Below are 19258 nucleotides of genomic sequence, written 5' to 3' on the forward strand. Positions count from 1 at the left end.
GCTTCCTCCTCTTCGTTCTTTCCCCCCCTCCCCCCCCCCCCCCCCCCCCCCCCCCCCCCCCCCCCCCCCCCCCCCCCCCCCCCCCCCCCCGCGCCCCCTTGAGGGTGTTGGAGGGACGTCGGGGGATGGCGCAGGGTGCTTGCGTCGGGGGTCGGGGTGCCGGGTCTCTCGGCGCTTCAGTGGGGTTGTTTCGGGTGGGTCCGGGTCAGGGCTGCTCCGGTCAGGATGATGATCGCGCCTACCGGTGTGGACCAGGTCAGGGACTCGCCCAGGACCGCGACGCCCGCCGCGGTGGCGAGGACCGGGATGAAGTAGGTGACCATCTGGGCCGTCGTCGGGCCGACCTCGGCGACGATGCCGTACTGGATGAGCATGGCCAGGCCCGTGCCGAGGGCGCCCAGGGCCGCGACCGCCAGCAGGGGCAGGACCGGGAAGCCGGTCGGCAGGCTGGTGAACAGGGGGGTGACCGCGGCCAGTTGGAGCGTGGCCAGCAGCAGCTGGGCGCCGGTCAGGGACAGGTGCGAGTGACCCGTGCCGGCGAGGGTGCGGCGGACGTAGATCCAGCCGACCGGGTAGCTGAGCGAGGCCAGCAGGGCCATCGCCGTGCCCGTGGCGTCCAGGCCCTGGAAGCCCTGCCAGGCGCCGAGGACGGTCAGCACCCCCAGGAAGCCGAGCCCGAGGCCCGCCACCCGCGCCCGCGTCGGCCGGTCCTCGGAGAGGGCGACCAGGGAGAGGGCCATGCCCCACAGCGGGGAGGTCGCGTTGCAGATGCCGGCGAGGGTCGAGGGGATCGTCAGCTCCGCGTACGCGAAGAGGGAGAACGGCAGCGCGTTCAGGAAGAACGCGGCGACCGTCAGATGGCCCCAGGTGCGGGCCCCGCGCGGGAGCCGCTCCCGCTTGGCCGCCATCGCCACCGCGAGCACCGCCGTACCGAACACCAGCCGGCCGAGCGTCACCTGGAAGGGGGCGTACGCCCCGGTGCCGACCTTGATCAGCAGGAAGCTGAAGCCCCAGATCAGCGAGAGGACGCCGAAGCGGACGCGCCAGTCGAGCGCGAGCCGGCGGGACGGGGCGGGCGCCGGGGTCCGGGTGGTGGTGACGGGGGTGACGGTGCTCATGGGACCACGATGCGGCAGGATGACGTCGTAGCACAATCGAGTATTCGCGCGACGTATCTCGTAGTATCGCTTACATGTTGAACCTGGAGCGCCTCCGCACCCTCGACGCCCTCGCCCGGCACGGCTCGGTCAGTGGCGCCGCCGAGGGGCTGCACATCACGACCTCCGCCGTGTCGCAGCAGATGTCGAAGCTGGAGCGGGAGGTCGGACAGCAGCTTCTCGCCAAGAACGGGCGGGGCGTGCGGCTCACCGACGCGGGCCGACTGCTCGCCGAGCACGCCGGACGCATCCTGTCGCAGGTGGAGCTCGCCCAGTCCGACCTGGAGGCGCAGCGCGGACAGGTCGTCGGCGAGCTGCGGCTGTCGGCGTTCCCGACCGCCGCGCGCGGTCTGTTCCCCGCCGCGCTGGCCGCCCTGCGCGCCCGGCACCCGGCGCTGCGGGTCCGTTCGAGCGAGCTGGAGCCGGAGGCCGGGATCAGGGGAGTGGTGCGCGGGGATCTGGACCTGGCGGTGGTGCTCGACTGGTACAACAAGCCGATGCCGCTGCCCGACGGCCTGGTCAAGGCGCCCCTGCTGGACGACCCCGCCGACGTGGCGATGCCGGCCGGCCACCGGCTCGCCGGCCGCGAGGAGGTGGACCTCGCCGAGTTCGCCGAGGACGAGTGGATCACCTGGGGGGAGGGCGAGTTCTGCCACGAGTGGCTGATGTTCACGCTGCGCTCCCGCGGCATCGAGCCGATCGTCGGCCATCGCGCCGCCGAGACCCACACCCAGCTGGGACTCGTCGCCGCGGGACTCGGCGTGTGCGTCGCCCCGGTCCTGGGCCGCCACCCGATGCCCGCCGGAGTCGTGACGGTGCCGCTCAGGCAGCGGGTGCGCCGGCACGTCTACGTCGTCTGGCGGGCGGACGCCGACCGCCGCCCGTCGATCCGGGCGGCGGTCCAGGCCCTGCAGGCCGCGGGGGAGAGGCTCGGCTGACGGCTCCTCCACCCCGGCGGGCACCGCCGGCCGCGGCCTACGGGGCGCCCAGCTTGCGGAAGTCCCAGGACACGATCTTCTCGGGGGTCAGCCGCACCCAGGCGTGCCGGCCGTCGTGCGGCATCTCCTCCAGTCCGAAGTTCTTGCGCGCGAACAGGGTCTCCGGGACGTCGAGCTCCGCGCGCAGCTCCCCGGTGCGCGGGCTCTCGCCCACGAACTCCACCGTTCCCGACAGCTCGACCCCGCGCAGGTCGTCGTACTCCTCGCCGGTGTCGACCACGATCGCCACCCGCGGGTCGCGGCACAGGTCGGCCCAGCGCTTGCTGCGCACCACGGAGTACAGCCACAGCGAGGTGCCGTCCCAGGCGAACCAGAGGGCACTCACGTGCGGGGCTCCGTCGGTCGAGACGGTGGCGACCCGGCAGGTGCGCTGGCTGGTGAGGAACTCGTCCAGCTCGCCCGGCGTCATCATGATCTTCCGGCCCCGGCGTTGAGCGACGGTCATGCGGCCCCCTCTATCTCTCACGTCGTGCCAGAGGAGATCCTCTGACATCACGTCAGAAAAGGATGGGTCGTCTTCCGTCCCCACGCAATGGTGGTTAGTCTCGCCCGCCCACGCCACCGGCGACCAGGGGGCATCATGCCGTCGCGCGAACAGCTCAGCGACCTCCTCGATCCCACGAGCACCGTTCTGCTCACCGTCGAGTGCCAGCAGGGCGTGGTGGGCCCGGACAGCGCGCTGCCCGAACTGGCCCGTGAGGCACGCTCCTCAGGCACCCTCGCCCGCATCGCCCGGCTGGTCGCCGCCGCGCACGGCAACGGGATCCAGGTGATCCACGCCATCGCCGAGCGCCGCCCGGACGGCCGGGGCGCGAGCCGCAACGCCCGGCTGTTCCGCGCGGCCGAACGGCTGCCCGTCCAGCAGTTAACGGGCACCGACGCGGTCCGGGTGGCCGCCCCGATCGAGGTCGCCGAGCAGGACATCGTCGTACGGCGGCTCCACGGGGTGTCGCCGATCCACGGCACCGAGGTCGACGCGCTGCTGCGCAACCTGGGCTGCCGCACCCTGGTCGTGACCGGCGTCTCGGCCAACGTGGCGGTGCCGGCCGCCGTCTTCGACGCCGTGAACCTCGGCTACACCGTCGTCGTGCCGACGGACGCCGTCGCGGGGGTGCCCTCCGACTACACCCCCGCGATGATCCGCCACACGCTCGCCCTCGTGGCGACCTGCGTGAGCACCGACGACGTGCTCGGCTGTCTCAGCCGGCCACGGCGGGCGGCACGCGGCTGACGCTCACGCCAGCTTGATGTCCTCGCCCGCCACGGTGATCGCGACGGCCGGCAGCGGCTTGGTCGCGGGGACCTTCTTGACGCTGCCGTCCTCGATGGAGAACTCGCTGTGGTGGCACGGACAGACGATGACGCCGTCGGCCACCTTCGTCACCGGGCAGCCCGCGTGCGTGCACTTGTACGAGAAGGCCTTGAACTTGCCCGCCGTCGGCTGGGTGACCACCACCCCGGCGTCGTTGAATATCTTGCCGCCGCCCTCGGGGATGTCCGAGGTCTTGGCGATGGTCTCGCCCGAGGCGGACGCGCTGTCCTTCTTGTCCTCCGAGCCGCACGCCGTCAGCGCGACGGCGACCCCCGCCGCTCCCACCGCCGCCACGACGGTGCGGCGGCTGGGGCCTGCGGTGGGCTGTACCGATTCGCTGGTCATGCTGACGTTCCCTTCCTCGGATGTCCGTTGATCCGTCAAGCAGTACGGGCCGCCGGTACCCGCTGTTCAGACCGCCGCCCAGATGGTGCGCGGCCGGCGTCCGGGGGCCGTGATCGCCCCAGTAGCCTGGGGCGATGCTCAAGGAAGTCACCGTGACCCGCTACATCACGCCCCTGCGTGAGGGCGGCTCGCTGCCGGGACTCGTCGAGGCCGACGACCTCGGGACGTACGTCATGAAGTTCACCGGCGCCGGCCAGGGCCGCAAGACGCTGGTCGCCGAGGTCGTCTGCGGGGAACTGGCCCGGCGGCTGGGCTTCCGGGTGCCCCGGCTGGTGACGATCGACCTCGATCCCGTGCTGGGTCTCGGTGAGCCCGACCAGGAGGTGCAGGAGCTGCTCAAGTCCAGCGGCGGCACCAACCTCGGCATGGACTTCCTGTCCGGCGCGTTCGGCTTCGACCCCCTCGCCTTCGCGGTGAGCGCCGAGGAGGCGGGCCGGATCGTCTGGTTCGACGCGCTCGTCAACAACGTCGACCGCTCCTGGCGCAACCCGAACCTGCTGGTGCGACGCGGCGAGGTGTGGCTCATCGACCACGGCGCGACCATGATCTGGCACCACAGCTGGCGTGGAGCGGAGACCTCCGCGGCCCGCCCCTACGACATCTCCGACCACGCCCTGCGGCCCTTCGCGCCGGACGTCGCGGCCGCCGCCGCCGCACTGGCCCCGCTGGTCACCGAGGAACTCCTGGCCGAGGTCACCGCCGCGGTCCCGGACGTCTGGCTGGCCGACGAGCCCGGCTTCGCCACGCCGGAGGACCTGCGACGGGCCTACGCCCGGCCGCTGCTCGCGCGGGCCGCCCGCGTCCACGAGCGCATCGAGGGGGACAAGTGAGCGACCGCAACGTCTACGAGTACGCCGTGCTGCGGGTCGTGCCCCGGGTGGAGCGCGGCGAGTGCATCAACGCGGGAGTGCTCGTGTACTGCCGGGCCGCGACCTACGTCGGTGTGCGCACGCACCTCGACGAGAGCAGGCTGCTGGCCCTCGACCCGGCCGCCGACGTGGCCGGCGTCCGGGCGGCGCTGCGCGCCGTCGAGGGGGTGTGCGCCGGTGGTACGGCGGCGGGACAGGCCGCGTCCGACGACGCCGGACGGCGCTTCCGCTGGCTCATCGCGCCCCGCTCGACGGTCGTCCAGCCCGGGCCCGTGCACACCGGTCTGACCGCCGATCCGGCGGCCGAGGCGGAGCGGTTGCTCGACCTGCTGGTGAGGTAATGGATCACACCCCGCTCGTGTGACGTTGACACCGGGTGCCAGGGCTTCTAGCGTCACGTCTGCTGAAGGTACTAAGCGGTCGCTCACCAGATGGGCGTACTTTCTCAAGGGCGAGGAGAACCAGCAATGTCCACCACTGAGCAGCGGGTCGCCGTGGTCACCGGCGGGGCGCGCGGCATCGGCGCCGCCACCGCCGTACGACTGGCCGCCGAGGGCCGCGCCGTCGCGGTGATCGACCTCGACGAGGCCGCCTGCAAGGACACCGTCGAGAAGATCACCGCGGCGGGCGGCAGGGCCCTCGCGGTCGGCGCGGACGTCTCCGACGAGGCACAGGTCGAGGCCGCGATCGCACGCGTCGCCGCCGAACTCGGCGCACCGACCATCCTCGTCAACAACGCGGGCGTCCTGCGCGACAACCTGCTGTTCAAGATGAGCGCCGGCGACTGGGACACGGTCATGAACGTGCACCTGCGCGGCGCCTTCCTGATGGCCAAGGCCGTCCAGAAGCACATGGTCGACGCCGGCTTCGGCCGTATCGTCAACCTGTCCTCGTCCTCCGCCCTCGGCAACCGGGGCCAGGCCAACTACTCCGCCGCCAAGGCCGGTCTGCAGGGCTTCACCAAGACCCTGGCCAAGGAACTCGGCAAGTTCGGCATCACCGCCAACTCCGTCGCCCCCGGCTTCATCGCCACCGACATGACCGCCGCCACCGCCGCGCGCGTGGGCATGGGCTTCGAGGACTTCAAGGCCGCGGCCGCCACCCAGATCCCCGTGGCCCGCGTCGGCGAGCCGGACGACATCGCCAACGCGATCGCCTTCTTCACGGGCGAGGCGGCCGGGTTCGTCTCCGGCCAGGTGCTGTACGTCGCCGGCGGACCGCTCGACTAGGGCCGGAGGAGAACCGACATGACTGCTCTGCCTGAACTCTCCGGCAAGGTCGCCCTCGTCACGGGCGCCAGCCGCGGAATCGGCTACGGCGTCGCCGAGGCGTTCATCGCCCGGGGCGACCGCGTCTGCATCACGGGCCGCAACGAGGACGCCCTCAAGGAGGCCGTCGAGGCGCTCGGCGCCGACCGGGTCATCGGCGTCGCCGGCAAGGCGCACGACGAGGCCCACCAGGCCACCGCCGTCGAGCGCACCATGGAGGCCTTCGGCCGCGTCGACTTCCTGGTCAACAACGCCGGTACGAACCCGGTGTTCGGGCCGATCGCCGACCTCGACCTGAACGTGGCGCGCAAGGTCTTCGAGACCAACGTGATCTCCGCGCTCGGCTTCGCCCAGCGGACCTGGCACGCGTGGCAGAAGGACAACGGGGGCGCGATCGTCAACATCGCCTCCGTCGCGGGCGTCTCCGCCTCGCCCTTCATCGGCGCGTACGGCGTCAGCAAGGCCGCGATGATCAACCTGACCCTGCAGCTGGCCCACGAGTTCGCCCCCGGCGTGCGGGTCAACTCGATCGCCCCGGCGGTCGTGAAGACCAAGTTCGCCTCCGCCCTGTACGAGGGCCGGGAGGCCGAGGCCGCCGCGGCCTACCCGCTGGCCCGCCTCGGAGTGCCCTCCGACATCGGCGGCGCCGCCGCGTTCCTGACGTCTGGACAGTCCGACTGGATCACCGGACAGACGCTCGTCGTCGACGGCGGGATCTTCCTCAACGCCGGCGTGGGCTGACCTCTCCGGCCCCGGCACGGGCGTCCGTCGACCGTGGACGGCGCCCGTGCCGGTGCACAGAAACCGCACAGCCCGATGACAACGTCGTCATCGCCGCGGCGATCAGAAAGCCCGTTTCAGGGGAGGTTGACGGGCCGTAACGCTGCGGTATGGTCTGCCGACCCTTGGTACGGCAGATCGAGGAGCGTGCGCGTGTTCAACCGGAACCGAGGCCTGCGGCGGGTGGCGGCCATCGCGTCCATATCGTCCCTGGTGGCCGGATGCGGCGTCCTGTCGTCCGGCTCGTCCAAGGACCAGGGGCCGATCGTGGTGGGCACCACCAGCGCCCCCAGCACGCTGGACCCGGCCGCGTCCTGGGACGGCTCGTGGGAACTGTTCCGCAACGTCTTCCAGACGCTGCTCGCCTATCCGACGGGCTCGACGACGCCCCAGCCCGACGCCGCCGAGAGCTGCCGCTTCACCGACGGTTCCAACACGACGTACAGCTGTGAACTGCGCCAGGGCCTGAAGTTCGCCGACGGGGACGTCCTCGACGCGCAGGCCGTGAAGCACTCGATCGACCGGATCAGGAAGATCGGCGTCTCCGGCGGTCCCGCCGGGCTGCTCGGCAGCCTCGACCGCGTGCAGGTGCTCGGCAGCCGCCAGGTCGTCTTCCACCTCAACAAGCCCGACGCCACCTTCCCGTTCGTGCTGGCCACGCCCGCCATGTCCCTGGTCGACCCCGACGACTACCCCGCCGGCTCGCTCCGCGAGGACGACAAGGTGTCCGGGTCCGGGCCGTACCGGCTGCGGACGTACCAGGAGGGCAAGAAGGCCGAGCTCGTCCGCAACGACACGTACCGGGGCTTCGCCCAGCGCAGGAACGACGCGGTGACCATCCGGTACTTCCAGGACTCCGCCACCATGGTCAGGGCGCTGCGGGACAAGCAGATCGACGTGACGTACCGCGGCCTGGCCGCCGACGACATCGTCGCCCTCCAGTCCAGGAACTCCGACGGCGAGCTCCAGCTGATCGAGGGCTCCGGCACCGACATCAACTACCTGGTGTTCAACCCCAAGGACCCCTGGGCGGGCAAGACCGCCGTCCGCCGGGCCGTCGCCCAGCTCGTCGACCGCGGAGCGATCTCGCACAAGATCTACAAGGGCACCGTGGACCCGCTGTACTCGATGGTCCCCAAGGGACTCACCGGCCACACCACCGGCTTCTTCGACGACTACGGCGACCCCAGCACCTCCAAGGCCCGCCGGCTCCTGTCCGAGGCGGGCATCACCCAGCGCGTGCCGCTCACCCTCTGGTACACGAGCGACCGGTACGGCTCCGAGACGGCCCAGGAGTTCAAGGAGCTCAAGGCCCAGCTGGAGGACTCCGGCCTCTTCACCATCACCCTCAGGAGCCGGCCCTGGAAGACGTACGTCGAGGGCTACCAGAAGGGCGAGTACCCGGTCTTCGGACGCGGCTGGTTCCCCGACTTCCCGGACGCCGAGAACTTCATCGCCCCGTTCGTCGGCGCGCGGAACGCGCTCGGCACCCCCTACGCGGCACCGAAGATCACCGATGTGCTGCTGCCCCGCTCACGAGGCGAGAGCGACCGCGGCAACGTGGTGAAGGACTTCGAGGAGGCGCAGCAGATCCTCGTGGACGACGCCCGGCTGCTGCCGCTGTGGCAGGGCCGGCAGTTCGTGGCGGCGAGCGTCGACATCTCCGGCGCCGAACGGGCCCTGGACCCGTCGACGATCATGACGATGTGGGAGCTGTCCCGCAAGACCAGCTGGTAGGAACGGAGTCGCCGCGACCGCGGTGCCGGTTGTCAGTGGCCGCCTGTAGGTTCTGTGGCCTGGAAGCGATCGCACCCCGCAGTCGCCGCACACCGTGAGGAAGTTGACGTGACCGACATCGCCATGCTGCCCGAGTCCTGGCGCGGGGTCCTGGGCGACGAGCTCCAGCAGCCCTACTTCAAGGAGCTGACGGAGTTCGTCGAGGAGGAGCGGGCGAAGGGTCCCGTCCACCCGCCGCGCGAGGAGGTCTTCGCCGCGCTGGAGGCCACCCCGTACGAGAGCGTGAAGGTCCTCGTCCTCGGCCAGGACCCGTACCACGGCGAGGGCCAGGGCCACGGGCTGTGCTTCTCGGTGCGGCCCGGGGTGCGGACACCGCCCTCCCTGCGCAACATCTACAAGGAGATGAAGGAGGAGCTCGGCCTGCCCGTGCCGGACAACGGCTACCTGATGCCGTGGGCCCGGCAGGGCGTGCTGCTGCTCAACGCGGTGCTCACCGTCCGCGGCGGCGAGGCCAACTCGCACAAGGGCAAGGGCTGGGAGAGGTTCACCGACGCGGTGATCCGCGCGGTGGCCGACCGGCCCGATCCGGCGGTGTTCGTGCTGTGGGGCAACTACGCGCAGAAGAAGCTCCCCCTGATCGACGAGACGCGGCACATCGTGGTCAAGGGCGCACACCCGTCACCGCTGTCGGCGAAGAAGTTCTTCGGCTCCCGCCCGTTCACGCAGATCGACGAGGCGATCGCGGCGCAGGGCCACGAGCCGATCGACTGGCGCATCCCGGACCTCGGCTGAGTGCCGCCGGGCCGGTTCCCGCGGAGCCGGCCCGGTGCGGCCTGACGGGGATTGCCAGTGGCCGGCGCTAGCGTCGGGAGGGACAGCCGACGAGCGCGCGGAGGACAGGGTGGCGGAGCGTCAGGAGCGGGCGGCCGCAGATGCCGTGATGACACGGATCGGACAGGTCGTCATCCTGCATCACGCGGGCGACCGCGAGGAGGCCCGGCACCGCTTCCTCGGCCTGTGGGCGGAGATCGGTGAGGACGGCGACCCGCTGCACCGGTGCACCCTCGCGCACTACCTGGCCGACACACAGGACGACCCCTTCGACGAACTCGCCTGGGATCTGCGGGCGCTGACGGCCGCCGAGGAGCTCACGGCCGACCGGCTCGCCGAGCACCGGGCCGCGCTCGCCGTCCGCGCCCTGTACCCCTCCCTGCACCTGAACCTCGCCGCCGACTACGTGAAACTCGGCCGGTCCGAGGTCGCCCGCACCCATCTGCGCCGCGCCCGCGGCGCCGCTGACGCCCTCGCCGACGACACCTACGGCGACGGGGTGCGGGCCGCGATCAGCCGCCTGGAGCTGCGCCTGGGGGACGGCAGCGGCACGGACGGGGGCGGGTGGGGGCGGCCCTGACCGCCCTGCCCGTCCTGACCGTCACTCTGTCTCTGCCTGCTCCGCCTTCGCTGCCCTGTCTGCGGGCCGGCTCTGCGGCCTCAGTGCTGGTAGGCGCGCCCGCAGATGACGGCCTCGGGGCTGTCCGGCTGCCAGCCGCCGAACTGTCTGCCGAGCGCGCAGACGTCGGTGTGCCGCCTCACGGTCGCGCGGACGGACTCCGAGACGTCCGGGATCGCGACGCGTGGCCGCCGCGGCTGCCGGGGCGGCGCGACCGGTGTGCGGGGATGCGGGTGCCGGAGCGGAGCGGGCTGCCGCTCCACGGCGGCGGGTGGCGCCGCCCGGCGCGGTGCGGGGGCGTCCGTCCGCGGACGGGGGGAGGGGCCGATGAGCTCCAGGGCCTCCCTGGCCGGCGCCTGCACGATCTGCGGCTCGTCCCGGCCGTCCGTGCGGGGCGCCGACGGCTGGGCGGCGGGTGGCCCCGACACGGGCGGGCGCTGGACCGTCACACAGCCGGACAGGGCCGACACGGCCACGGCGGCCAGGAGCGTTGCGGTGGTCGTCGTTCGATGCACCCGCGCCACTCTGCTGGTTCGGGCCGGCATCGGGACAGCGGACCGGCGCAGGTTGCCCCACACGGGTGATCTCCCGCCCCTTACGGAGGGCGCGGGGGTGACGGGGATGACGGCGACGGGGGCGGCGGCGTGGCAGGGGCCCGCGTCCGAGGTTCCCGGTCCCGCGCCCGGTCCCGCGTCCGGGTCAGTCTCCGGTGGCGCCGTCGACGCGCTCGCGGATCAGGTCGGCGTGACCGTTGTGGCGGGCGTACTCCTCGATCATGTGGGTGTAGATCCAGCGGAGGCTGAAGGGCTCGCCGGTGGCACGGCTTCTGCCCTGGGAGAGGTCGTCGAGAGCCAGGCCGGCCGCGAGCCGCCGGGCGGTCTCGATCTCGCCCTGCCAGGTGGCGCGGGCCTCCGCCCAGGTGTCCGCCTCGGTGAGGTGGAACTCGCCGTCCGGGTCCTCGTGGGTGTAGTAGATCGCCCCCGGGTCCTCCCCCGTGAGGATCCTGCGGAACCAGTTCCGCTCCACCTCGGCCATGTGCCGCACCAGTCCCATCAGGGACAGCGTGGACGGCTCCACCGAGGCGGTCCTGAGCTGGGCGTCGGTCAGTCCCTCGCACTTCCACGCCAGGGTCTCGCGGTGGTAGTCCAGCCAGCCTTCGAGCATGGTGCGTTCATCGGCGTTCTGGGCGGGTTCGCTGCGCTGCGTCGTCATCCCCACATCGTGACCCGACGCGGCGGAGAACACCCGCTGTTTTTCTCCCCCACGGGGCGGGCCGCCGCCCACCTGCATGACGTCGACGGGCTCCCGCCCACCCGCATGACCGTCGACGGGCTCCCGCCCACCCGCATGACCGCCGCCGGGCCGCCGCCCACCCGCGAGCCCCCGCCGACGCACTGGTGGCTCCGGCCGTTCCGGCCGCGGCCCCTCCGCCCCGGCCGCCGGACCGCAGCGGCCCGCAGGCGCCCGGCCTGGCGCCCCCGGTCACCGGCCCCCGCGCCCCCGTATGCTTCCGAGTCCCCAGCAGGCAACCGGTGAAGGAGAGCAAGTGAAGGTCGGCTGCATCGGACTCGGCGACATCGCGCGGAAGGCGTACCTGCCCGTCCTCGCCGTACAGGCCGGAGTCGAACTGCACCTGCAGACCCGGACCCCCGCCACGCTGGCCCGCGTCGCCGACGAACTCCACCTGCCGGGCGCGCAACGCCATGTGGACCTGGACGCCCTCCTCGCGCAGGACCTCGACGCCGCGTTCGTGCACGCGCCCACCAGCGTCCACCCGGAGATCGTCACCCGTCTCCTCGACGCCGGGGTACCGACCTACGTCGACAAGCCGCTCGCCTACGAACTCGCCGACTCCGAGCGGCTGGTGGCACTCGCCGAGCGGCAGCGCACCAGCCTCGCCGTCGGCTTCAACCGGCGTCACGCCCCCGCCTACGCGCAGTGCGCCGAGCACCCGCGCGAACTGATCGTCCTGCAGAAGAACCGCGTCGGCCTGCCCGAGGAACCGCGGACGATGATCCTCGACGACTTCATCCACGTCGTCGACACCCTGCGCTTCCTGGTGCCGGGACCGGTCGACGACGTCACCGTGCGCGCCCGGGTGGTCGACGGCCTGCTGCACCACGTGGTGCTGCAGCTCTCCGCCGACGGCTTCACCGCGCTCGGCGTGATGAACCGGCTCAGCGGTTCGGCGGAGGAGATCCTCGAGGTGTCCGGGCAGGACACCAAGCGGCAGGTGCTCAACCTCGCCGAGGTGATCGACCACAAGGGGCAGCCGACCCTGCGGCGGCGCGGGGACTGGGTGCCGGTGGCCCGGCAGCGAGGCATCGAACAGGCGGTGCTGGCCTTCCTCGACGCCGTGCGCGCGGGCAGGGTGCTCAGTGCCCGGGACGCGCTGGCGACTCACGAACTGTGTGAGCGGGTGGTCCGAGCGGTTCAGGAGCGAGCCGCCTGAGCCGCAGGGTCCGCGCGCCCTCGGCCGTACACCACGCGGCGAGGATCAGCAGCGCCGCGTGCGCCGGCCAGTCACCGAAGCGGACGTACGGGGTGATGCCGTGCGCCAGCGGGACGGTGTAGACCCGGGCGGTGCTGCTGTCGGTGCCGAGCCACGGGCCGAGGCGCTGCCCGCTCGGTCCGTAGACGGCCGACACCCCCGTCAACGTCGCGTGCACCATGGGCCGGCCCGTCTCGGCGGCCCGCAGCGCGGCCAGCGAGGCGTGCTGCTCGGGAGCCCAGGAGCCCTGGAACGTCGAGGTCGAGGACTGCGCGACCAGGACGTCGGCCCCGTCCTCGGCGAGATGGCGACTCATGTCGGGGAACGCGGTCTCGAAGCACACCATCGGCCCGACGCGCAGCCCGTGCCCGACGTTCATCACCACCTGCTCCGTGCCGCGCCGGCGGTCCTCGCCGGCCGCCTTGCCGACGGAGGTCGCCCAGCCGAGCAGGGAACGCGCCGGAACGTACTCGCCGAAGGGGACCAGCCGCATCTTGTCGTAGCGGTCGCCGGTGAGGCCGCGCGGGCCGACGAGGACCGAACTCTTGTAGATGCCCGGCTTGTCGGAGCGCCGGGCGTCCACGTTGACCAGGACGTCGGCGCCGGTCGCCCGGGAGAGAGCCGCGATCCGCCCGGCCAGGTCCGGCCGTTCACCCAGGTCGAAACCGACACTGCTCTCACCCCAGACGATCAGGTCTGCGTCCTGCCCGACCAGCCGGCGGGTGAGCTGCTCCTCACGGTCGAACCGGCGGTCGCCGCTGTCGAGTCCGGCCACGACACCCGGCTGCACCACGGCTATCCGGATCTCGCTGTCGACGTCGGGACGCGGCGACCACACCCACGCCGCCGAGGTGGCGGCGGCGGTCGCGACCAGGCCGGCCACGGCGGGCACCCGGGACTCGCGGACCGACACCAGCACGGCGACCGCGACGTTGACCGCCACCACCAGAAAGCTCAGCAGCCACACCCCGCCGACCGAGGCGAGCCGCAGCGCCGGCTCCAGTTGCCACTGGCTGGCGCCGAGCATGCCCCAGGGGCCGCCGAGTCCCTGCCAGGAACGGACCAGTTCGACGCCGAGCCACCCCGAGGGCAGCACGAGCAGGGCGCCCGCGACCTGGCCGCGGGTGGGGGTCGCGGCCAGGAACCGGCGCACGAGCGCGCCCCACGGGGCCCACAGCGCGCCGAGCAGGGCCGCGATGACGAACGTGAACACGTTCAGGCTGGGCAGCAGCCAGTGGTGCATCGCCAGCATGAAGCCGAAGCCGCCGCTCCAGCCGTCGTGGGCCGCCCGTCTGCCGGTCGGTGCGGAGCGGGCCAGCGCGATCCACGGGACCAGTGCGACGTAGGCGAACCACCACAGCGAGGGGGCGGGAAAGGCGAGTACGGGCAGGGCGCCCGCGAGCGCGGCGACAGCCGAACGCCGCCACGGCGAGGCGAGCCATCTCTCCGTGGTGGACGGGGCGGACACGGCGGGCGCCGCGGAAGCGGTGGAAGCGGTGGAAGCGGCGGACGGGGCGGATGCGGCGGTCGTCGATCGTCGCAGGGCGAGGGCGGGCCGGTGGCCGAAGGTTCTCATACGGCGCTCCTCTACCCAGCGGATGGCCCGAGTGTGCGTGCCGGCGACGATCGAGGACGGCGGACGCCGGTTTCAGTTGACCACAGGTGCGGGCCGCTGTTCGGGCAGACGGCGCCACTTCTCCTGGACGACCACCGCGCGCAGCCGCCACCCGTCGTCCGTGCGCAGCAGCCCGAAGGCGTACCGTCCGCCGCACACGAAGTCCGGCGCGGCCGCCGGTTCTTCGTCCGCGGCGAACCGCATCGGATTCACGTAGTCGGCCCGGACCTGGGCGGTGTCGCCCGCGTCCTGGTCGTGGACCCCGAAGCTGATCCTGCGGTTGACGATGAGGTGCTGGCGCATCGCGAACAGCCGCATGCTCTCCGCGAGCCACGCGACGACCATCCCGGCGTCCCCCTCGACACCCCCCGCCGAGCGGTAGTCCGCGCGCCCGGCGGGTGCGAACAGCGCCCGGTACGCCTCCCAGTCGCCGTCGTCCACCGCCGCGGCGTAGTCGGTGATCAGTTCGTCGACAGCCAGTCGGTCCATCACGGTCGCGAGCTCCACACGCTGCGTCATCGGCTCAGTGTTGGGCATGGACCGGGTCCCGCCAAGGGGCGGGTCGCGACAATCGGCCTCGTACGGGCTCGTCCCGCCACCGCGACTAGGGTGATCGATGATCGATCACGCACTGAACCTGGAGGAGTCATGACACGTCGGCCCGTCACGGTGGTCACCGGGGGCAGCAGGGGGATCGGCGCCGCGACCTGTCGGCGGCTGGCCGCGGACGGGCACGACCTGGTGCTGGGGTACGTCCGGGACACCCAGGCCGCGGAGGCGGTGGCGGACGAGGTGCGCGGGGCGGGCGGCCGGTGTGTCACCGTGGCCGGGGACACGTCCGTCGAGGCGGACGTCGAGCGGCTCTTCGACACCGCCGAGCTGCGGCTCGGGCCGGTGACGGGCCTGGTGAACAACGCCGGGGTGACCGGGCCGCTCGGCCGGCTCGCCGACACCGACGCCGCCGACCTGCGCCGGGTTCTGGACGTCAACCTGCTGGGCGTACTGCTGTGTTCGCGCCGGGCCGCGCAGCTCATGACCCCGCGCGGAGCCGGCGTGATCGTGAACGTCTCCTCGGCCGCCGCCACCCTCGGCAGTCCCGGCGAGTACGTCCACTACGCCGCGACGAAGGCGGCCGTCGACGCCCTGACCCTGGGCCTGGCCAAGGAACTCGGCCCGGACGGGGTGCGCGTCAACGCGGTCGCGCCGGGCGTCGTGGACACCGGGATGCACGCCGCGATGGGTGCGCCGGACCGGGCGGCGCGTGCCGCCGCCTCGATTCCGCTGCGGCGACCGGGCCGGTCGGAGGAGATCGCCGCCGCGATCGCGTGGCTGCTGTCGCCGGACGCGTCCTACGCGACCGGCGCGGTGCTGCGGGTGTCTGGCGGGCGGTGACGCTCAGCGGGCGGCGCGCAGCCGCTGGAAGGCGGTCGGCGTGGGTCGCGCGGTGAGGAAGTCCCTGATGCGGCGGGCGCATTCCTGGGGGCTGGAGCGGCTGGTGTCGCACTCGGCGTCGTAGACGCCATGGGCGTGCACCTGTTCCAGCTGACGCGCGGCGAGGCCGGGCGGCCGGTCGCCACGCTCGCGTTCGCGGCGCTCCAGCTCGGGCAACGGGCAGTGCACACCGACCAGTACGACGTCCTGCGGCTCGAACAGCGCGAGGCAGTCCGTGAGGCGCCACTCGGCGCTCAGCACGTGGTCCATGACGACGTTGTTGCCCGCGGCGGCCATGCCGGCGACCGCCCGGTGGTAGCCCTGCCAGGTGCGGTGCAGCACGGCGGCGAGCCGGTCCGGCGGGACCTCGCCGCGGGAGCGCATCGCGTGGAACGCGTCGACGGGCATGTGGAAGTACGGTTCGTCGAGCATCGCGAGCAGTTCGGCGGCGATGCTCGACTTGCCCGAACTGGACGTGCCGTTGAGGAATATGACGAGGCCGCGCCGTGGCGGGACGCTGCTGAGGTGGTCCACTGGGTCCTGCCGTGAGAGTGCGGTGTTCCGGGGTGCGCGCCGGCCGGTCTCAGGCCGCCTTGACGACCTCGCCCCGCATCGCCGCCGCCCACTCGACCACCAACCGCTCGTAGGCCACCCGCTCCTGTGCCGTCAGCGAGCCGCCCGCGCGCATCCACAGGGCGCGGATCTGCTCGTTGACCTGGGCGGCGGACCGTACGGAACCAGGGGGGTCGGAATCGGGGAACATGCGGCCAAGCCTAGGCGCAAGCACTGACAGTCCGCTACCGGACGGCTACTGATCCCGTATGGGCTTGGTCACGGGAGAATCTCGGAGCCGGAGCCGGCGGGTCAGCCCGCCGACTCCGCCGCGTGCGGGCTCAGGGTGCCGGCCGCGACCAGAACGATGATGACGACGCCGAGTGCGATGCGGTACCAGACGAACGGCATGAAGCTCTTGGTCGTGATGAATTTCATGAACCACGCGATCACGGCGTATCCGGACACGAAGGCGATGACCGTCGCGAAGGCGGTGGGCCCCCACGACACGTGACCGCTGCCCACCGCGTCCTTCAGCTCGAAGAGGCCCGAGGCGAGCACCGCGGGGATGGCGAGGAGGAAGGAGTACCGGGCCGCGGCCTCCCGCTTGTACCCCATGAGGAGGCCGCCGCTGATCGTGGCCCCGGAGCGGGAGACGCCGGGGATCAGGGCCATGGCCTGGCACAGGCCGAAGATCAGGCCGTCCTTCACGCTCAGGTCCTGGAGGACCTTGCGCTGCTTGGGTGCGCGGTGGCGGCCGCCGGTCTCGTCGCGTGCCGCCATCCGGTCGGCCACGCCGAGGACGACACCCATCACGATCAGCATGGTCGCGGTGATCCGCAGGTCCCGGAACGGCCCCTCGATCTGGTCCTTGAGCGTCACGCCCAGCACGCCGATGGGGATCGAGCCGACGATGACCAGCCAGCCCATCTGGGCGTCGTGGTCCTGGCGCATCGCCTTGCTGGTGAGTGAGCGGGCCCAGGCCGCGAGGATCCGCGCGATGTCCTTGCGGAAGTAGATCAGTACGGCTGCCTCCGTGCCGATCTGGGTGATCGCGGTGAAGGCCGCCCCCGGGTCCTCCCAGCCGGAGAACGCCGCGGTCAGCCGCAGGTGCGCGCTGGAGGAGACGGGAAGGAACTCGGTCAGCCCCTGGACGAGTCCGAGGATGAGGGATTCAAACCAAGACATGAGGTTACGGAGTCCAAGCGCTGATGGGGGAAGGGCCGCGGGACGCACCCGCCCGCCGGGCCCGGTGATCGCGGGTGTCTACGGGGGAGCGTAGCGCCCCGGGATGACATGCCCGGCACAGGGGCTTGGTGAATGCTTTGCCATCTGCCGCCACGGGCGGAGCTGTTCGGCAGGAGGGGCGCGGGTGCGGGGCGTTCAGGCCGCCGCCGGTCCCTGGACCGTCCAGCCGGGGGCCAGCGGGTGGGCCGTGAGGTCCTCGTGGTGCACGGCGTCGCCGCAGGCCCGGCAGGTGACGACGGGCGTCAGTTCGCTGCCGCAGGAGTGCTCGATCACCATGGGGCGTTCGCCGTCCGGGCGGAGATGGCGGTCGCCCCACGCCATGAGGGTCATCAGGACCGGCTCCAGTTCGAGCCCCGCCCGCGTGGGCCGGTACTCGAAGCGCGGCGGCCGTTCACTGTAGGCGCGCTTGTCGAGGATGCCCGCGTCGACCAGGCGGCGCAGCCGGGTGGCCAGGATGTCGCGCGGTGCGCCGGTGTTGCGGACGAGTTGGTCGAAGCGGCTGTTGCCGAGGCAGACCTCGCGCAGGACGAGCAGGGAGTACTTCTCCCCGACGAGCGCGAGCGCGTCGGCGATGGAGCAGGGGCGCGGGTCCTTGGGAGCGGCCATGAGGCCCAGTCTAGGCGGGAGTCCGGTTTTCCAACTCGCCGGTGCGACCGCCATGCGCTGAAGGGTTTGATTTTCCAACTCACGGCGTTATGGTGAGTTCGGATTTCCTACTCACCGGTAATCGCCCCGGTCACCGCCCGGGCGGCCAAGGAGGCCCGCACCATGCGTGACGCAGTCATCGTCGAAGCCGTACGCACCCCCGTGGGCAAGGGCAAGCCGAACGGCGCCCTCGCGCACGTCCACCCCGTCGAACTCCTCGCCCACACCCTGCGCACCCTCGTCGAGCGCTCCGGAGTGGATCCCGCCCTGATCGACGACGTCATCGGCGGCACCGTCGACCAGGTCGGCGAGCAGGCCATGAACACCACCCGCTACGCCGCCTTGTCGGCGGGCTTCCCGGAGACCGTCCCGGCGACCACGGTGGACCGGCAGTGCGGCTCCTCCCAGCAGGCCGTGCACTTCGCGGCGCAGGGCGTCATGGCGGGCGCGTACGACCTCGTCGTCGCCTGCGGTGTCGAGTCGATGAGCCGGGTGCCCATGTGGTCCAACGTGCCGCCCGGCAAGGACCCGTTCGGCCCCGGCGTCGCCGAGCGCTACCGGGAGGGACTCGTCCCGCAGGGCATCAGCGCCGAACTCATCGCCGCCAAGTGGTCGCTCTCGCGCGAGGAGATGGACGCCTTCGCGGTCTCCTCGCACCGCAAGGCCGCCGCGGCCTGGGACGCCGGCCTGTTCGACGCCGAGGTGGCCCCCCTCGACGGCGTCACCCGCGACGAGTGCGTACGGCCGGGCAGCACCACCGAGATCCTCGCCGGCCTCGAACCCGCCTACCACGACCCGGAATTCGCCGAGCGCTTCCCGCAGATCGAGTGGAACGTCACCGCGGGCAACGCCAGCCCGGTCAACGACGGCGCCTCCGCGGTCCTCATCACCTCCAGCGAGACGGCGGCCCGGCTCGGCCTGCGCCCGCTCGCCCGGCTGCACAGCTTCGCGGTCACCGGCTCCGACCCGGTCCTGATGCTCACCGGCGTCGTCCCGGCCACCGAGAAGGTACTGCGCCGGGCGTCTTTGAGCCTCGACGACATCGACCTGTTCGAGGTCAACGAGGCGTTCTCCAGCGTCGTCCTGGCCTGGCGGCAGGAGACCGGTACCGACCTCGCGAAGGTCAACGTGCACGGCGGCGCCATCGCCATCGGCCACCCGCTCGGCGCGAGCGGCACCCGTCTGACGACCACACTCGTGCACGCGATGCGCGAGCGCGGCGCCCGCTACGCCCTGCAGACGATGTGCGAGGCGGGCGGCCTCGCCAACGCGATGATCCTGGAGTCCGTGTAGCCGAAAC

Annotated in this window: 23 protein-coding genes; 12 read left to right on the forward strand and 11 right to left on the reverse strand. The window is 72.2% G+C overall.

Annotated elements, in window-relative coordinates; all coding sequences use genetic code 11:
• Positions 1 to 176: 176 nt before the first annotated feature.
• Complete coding sequence (locus AC07AZ_RS21445; protein WP_478850027.1) at positions 177 to 1118, reverse strand: DMT family transporter; 942 nt, start codon at positions 1116 to 1118, stop codon at positions 177 to 179.
• 74 nt (positions 1119 to 1192) lie between these two features.
• Here AC07AZ_RS21445 and AC07AZ_RS21450 point away from each other — a divergent pair, with 74 nt between their 5' ends.
• Positions 1193 to 2095 carry a LysR family transcriptional regulator gene (locus AC07AZ_RS21450; RefSeq protein WP_478850029.1) on the forward strand — a complete coding sequence of 301 codons (903 nt, stop codon included), beginning with the start codon at positions 1193 to 1195 and terminating at the stop codon, positions 2093 to 2095.
• Positions 2096 to 2132: 37 nt separating this feature from the next.
• On the opposite strand, the gene AC07AZ_RS21455 is transcribed toward AC07AZ_RS21450, so the two are convergent.
• Positions 2133 to 2600 (reverse strand): pyridoxamine 5'-phosphate oxidase family protein, encoded by a 468-nt coding sequence (locus AC07AZ_RS21455; protein WP_478850031.1) that lies wholly within the window; start codon positions 2598 to 2600, stop codon positions 2133 to 2135.
• A gap of 135 nt (positions 2601 to 2735) precedes the next feature.
• Here AC07AZ_RS21455 and AC07AZ_RS21460 point away from each other — a divergent pair, with 135 nt between their 5' ends.
• A complete protein-coding gene (locus tag AC07AZ_RS21460; protein WP_478850033.1) occupies positions 2736 to 3386 on the forward strand; it encodes a cysteine hydrolase family protein in 651 nt (216 codons plus the stop codon).
• Positions 3387 to 3389: 3 nt separating this feature from the next.
• Here AC07AZ_RS21460 and AC07AZ_RS21465 read toward each other — a convergent pair whose 3' ends face one another.
• On the reverse strand, positions 3390 to 3812 hold the full coding sequence (locus AC07AZ_RS21465; RefSeq protein WP_478850035.1) for a Rieske (2Fe-2S) protein: 423 nt from the start codon (positions 3810 to 3812) through the stop codon (positions 3390 to 3392).
• A 134-nt stretch (positions 3813 to 3946) separates the two neighbouring features.
• On the opposite strand from AC07AZ_RS21465, the gene AC07AZ_RS21470 reads away from it, so the two are divergent.
• The 7 genes from AC07AZ_RS21470 (at position 3947) to AC07AZ_RS21500 (ending at position 9937) form a co-directional block, all read left to right on the forward strand.
• Positions 3947 to 4702 (forward strand): HipA family kinase, encoded by a 756-nt coding sequence (locus tag AC07AZ_RS21470; protein WP_478850037.1) that lies wholly within the window; start codon positions 3947 to 3949, stop codon positions 4700 to 4702.
• Positions 4699 to 5082 (forward strand): DUF3037 domain-containing protein, encoded by a 384-nt coding sequence (locus AC07AZ_RS21475; protein WP_478850039.1) that lies wholly within the window; start codon positions 4699 to 4701, stop codon positions 5080 to 5082. Before AC07AZ_RS21470 ends, AC07AZ_RS21475 begins: the two co-directional genes overlap by 4 nt.
• 126 nt (positions 5083 to 5208) lie before the next feature.
• Entirely contained in the window at positions 5209 to 5970 is a 762-nt protein-coding gene (fabG, locus tag AC07AZ_RS21480) for a 3-oxoacyl-ACP reductase FabG (protein ID WP_356037935.1), read from the forward strand.
• A gap of 18 nt (positions 5971 to 5988) precedes the next feature.
• Entirely contained in the window at positions 5989 to 6750 is a 762-nt protein-coding gene (locus AC07AZ_RS21485; protein ID WP_478850041.1) for an SDR family oxidoreductase, read from the forward strand.
• Positions 6751 to 6942: 192 nt separating this feature from the next.
• Positions 6943 to 8526, forward strand: a complete 1584-nt coding sequence (locus AC07AZ_RS21490; RefSeq protein WP_478850043.1) for an ABC transporter substrate-binding protein — start codon at positions 6943 to 6945, stop codon at positions 8524 to 8526.
• A gap of 108 nt (positions 8527 to 8634) precedes the next feature.
• Complete coding sequence (gene ung, locus AC07AZ_RS21495; RefSeq protein ID WP_478850045.1) at positions 8635 to 9318, forward strand: uracil-DNA glycosylase; 684 nt, start codon at positions 8635 to 8637, stop codon at positions 9316 to 9318.
• Positions 9319 to 9427: 109 nt separating this feature from the next.
• Positions 9428 to 9937 (forward strand): hypothetical protein, encoded by a 510-nt coding sequence (locus AC07AZ_RS21500; protein ID WP_478850047.1) that lies wholly within the window; start codon positions 9428 to 9430, stop codon positions 9935 to 9937.
• 80 nt (positions 9938 to 10017) lie between these two features.
• Here AC07AZ_RS21500 and AC07AZ_RS21505 read toward each other — a convergent pair whose 3' ends face one another.
• Both AC07AZ_RS21505 and AC07AZ_RS21510 read right to left on the reverse strand, forming a co-directional pair.
• Positions 10018 to 10491 carry a hypothetical protein gene (locus tag AC07AZ_RS21505; protein ID WP_478850049.1) on the reverse strand — a complete coding sequence of 158 codons (474 nt, stop codon included), beginning with the start codon at positions 10489 to 10491 and terminating at the stop codon, positions 10018 to 10020.
• Positions 10492 to 10675: 184 nt separating this feature from the next.
• Complete coding sequence (locus AC07AZ_RS21510) at positions 10676 to 11188, reverse strand: DinB family protein (protein ID WP_478850051.1); 513 nt, start codon at positions 11186 to 11188, stop codon at positions 10676 to 10678.
• 334 nt (positions 11189 to 11522) lie between these two features.
• On the opposite strand from AC07AZ_RS21510, the gene AC07AZ_RS21515 reads away from it, so the two are divergent.
• The gene (locus AC07AZ_RS21515) at positions 11523 to 12428 is read left to right on the forward strand and encodes a Gfo/Idh/MocA family protein (RefSeq protein WP_478850053.1); all 906 of its coding nucleotides are present in this window, start codon (positions 11523 to 11525) and stop codon (positions 12426 to 12428) included.
• Here AC07AZ_RS21515 and lnt read toward each other — a convergent pair.
• Both lnt and AC07AZ_RS21525 read right to left on the reverse strand, forming a co-directional pair.
• Entirely contained in the window at positions 12352 to 14043 is a 1692-nt protein-coding gene (lnt, locus tag AC07AZ_RS21520; protein ID WP_478850055.1) for an apolipoprotein N-acyltransferase, read from the reverse strand. The genes AC07AZ_RS21515 and lnt overlap by 77 nt on opposite strands.
• Positions 14044 to 14115: 72 nt before the next feature.
• Positions 14116 to 14601 (reverse strand): nuclear transport factor 2 family protein, encoded by a 486-nt coding sequence (locus AC07AZ_RS21525; protein WP_478850057.1) that lies wholly within the window; start codon positions 14599 to 14601, stop codon positions 14116 to 14118.
• A 129-nt stretch (positions 14602 to 14730) separates the two neighbouring features.
• On the opposite strand from AC07AZ_RS21525, the gene AC07AZ_RS21530 reads away from it, so the two are divergent.
• On the forward strand, positions 14731 to 15474 hold the full coding sequence (locus AC07AZ_RS21530) for an SDR family NAD(P)-dependent oxidoreductase (protein ID WP_478850059.1): 744 nt from the start codon (positions 14731 to 14733) through the stop codon (positions 15472 to 15474).
• Between the two features lie 3 nt (positions 15475 to 15477).
• Here AC07AZ_RS21530 and AC07AZ_RS21535 read toward each other — a convergent pair whose 3' ends face one another.
• From AC07AZ_RS21535 to AC07AZ_RS21550, 4 genes are all read right to left on the reverse strand, one after another.
• Positions 15478 to 16047, reverse strand: a complete 570-nt coding sequence (locus AC07AZ_RS21535; protein ID WP_478850061.1) for a chloramphenicol phosphotransferase CPT family protein — start codon at positions 16045 to 16047, stop codon at positions 15478 to 15480.
• A gap of 49 nt (positions 16048 to 16096) precedes the next feature.
• Positions 16097 to 16276 (reverse strand): hypothetical protein, encoded by a 180-nt coding sequence (locus AC07AZ_RS21540; RefSeq protein WP_478850063.1) that lies wholly within the window; start codon positions 16274 to 16276, stop codon positions 16097 to 16099.
• Positions 16277 to 16377: 101 nt separating this feature from the next.
• Entirely contained in the window at positions 16378 to 17253 is an 876-nt protein-coding gene (locus AC07AZ_RS21545; RefSeq protein ID WP_478850065.1) for an undecaprenyl-diphosphate phosphatase, read from the reverse strand.
• A gap of 195 nt (positions 17254 to 17448) precedes the next feature.
• Positions 17449 to 17919, reverse strand: coding sequence for a winged helix-turn-helix transcriptional regulator (locus AC07AZ_RS21550; protein WP_478850067.1), 471 nt, complete (start codon positions 17917 to 17919; stop codon positions 17449 to 17451).
• A 162-nt stretch (positions 17920 to 18081) separates the two neighbouring features.
• Here AC07AZ_RS21550 and AC07AZ_RS21555 point away from each other — a divergent pair, with 162 nt between their 5' ends.
• Positions 18082 to 19251: a thiolase family protein gene (locus AC07AZ_RS21555; protein WP_478850069.1), complete on the forward strand. Its 1170-nt coding sequence runs from the start codon at positions 18082 to 18084 to the stop codon at positions 19249 to 19251.
• The last annotated feature ends 7 nt before the right edge of the window (positions 19252 to 19258 follow it).

Source organism: Streptomyces sp. NPDC043878 (genome assembly GCF_056435735.1).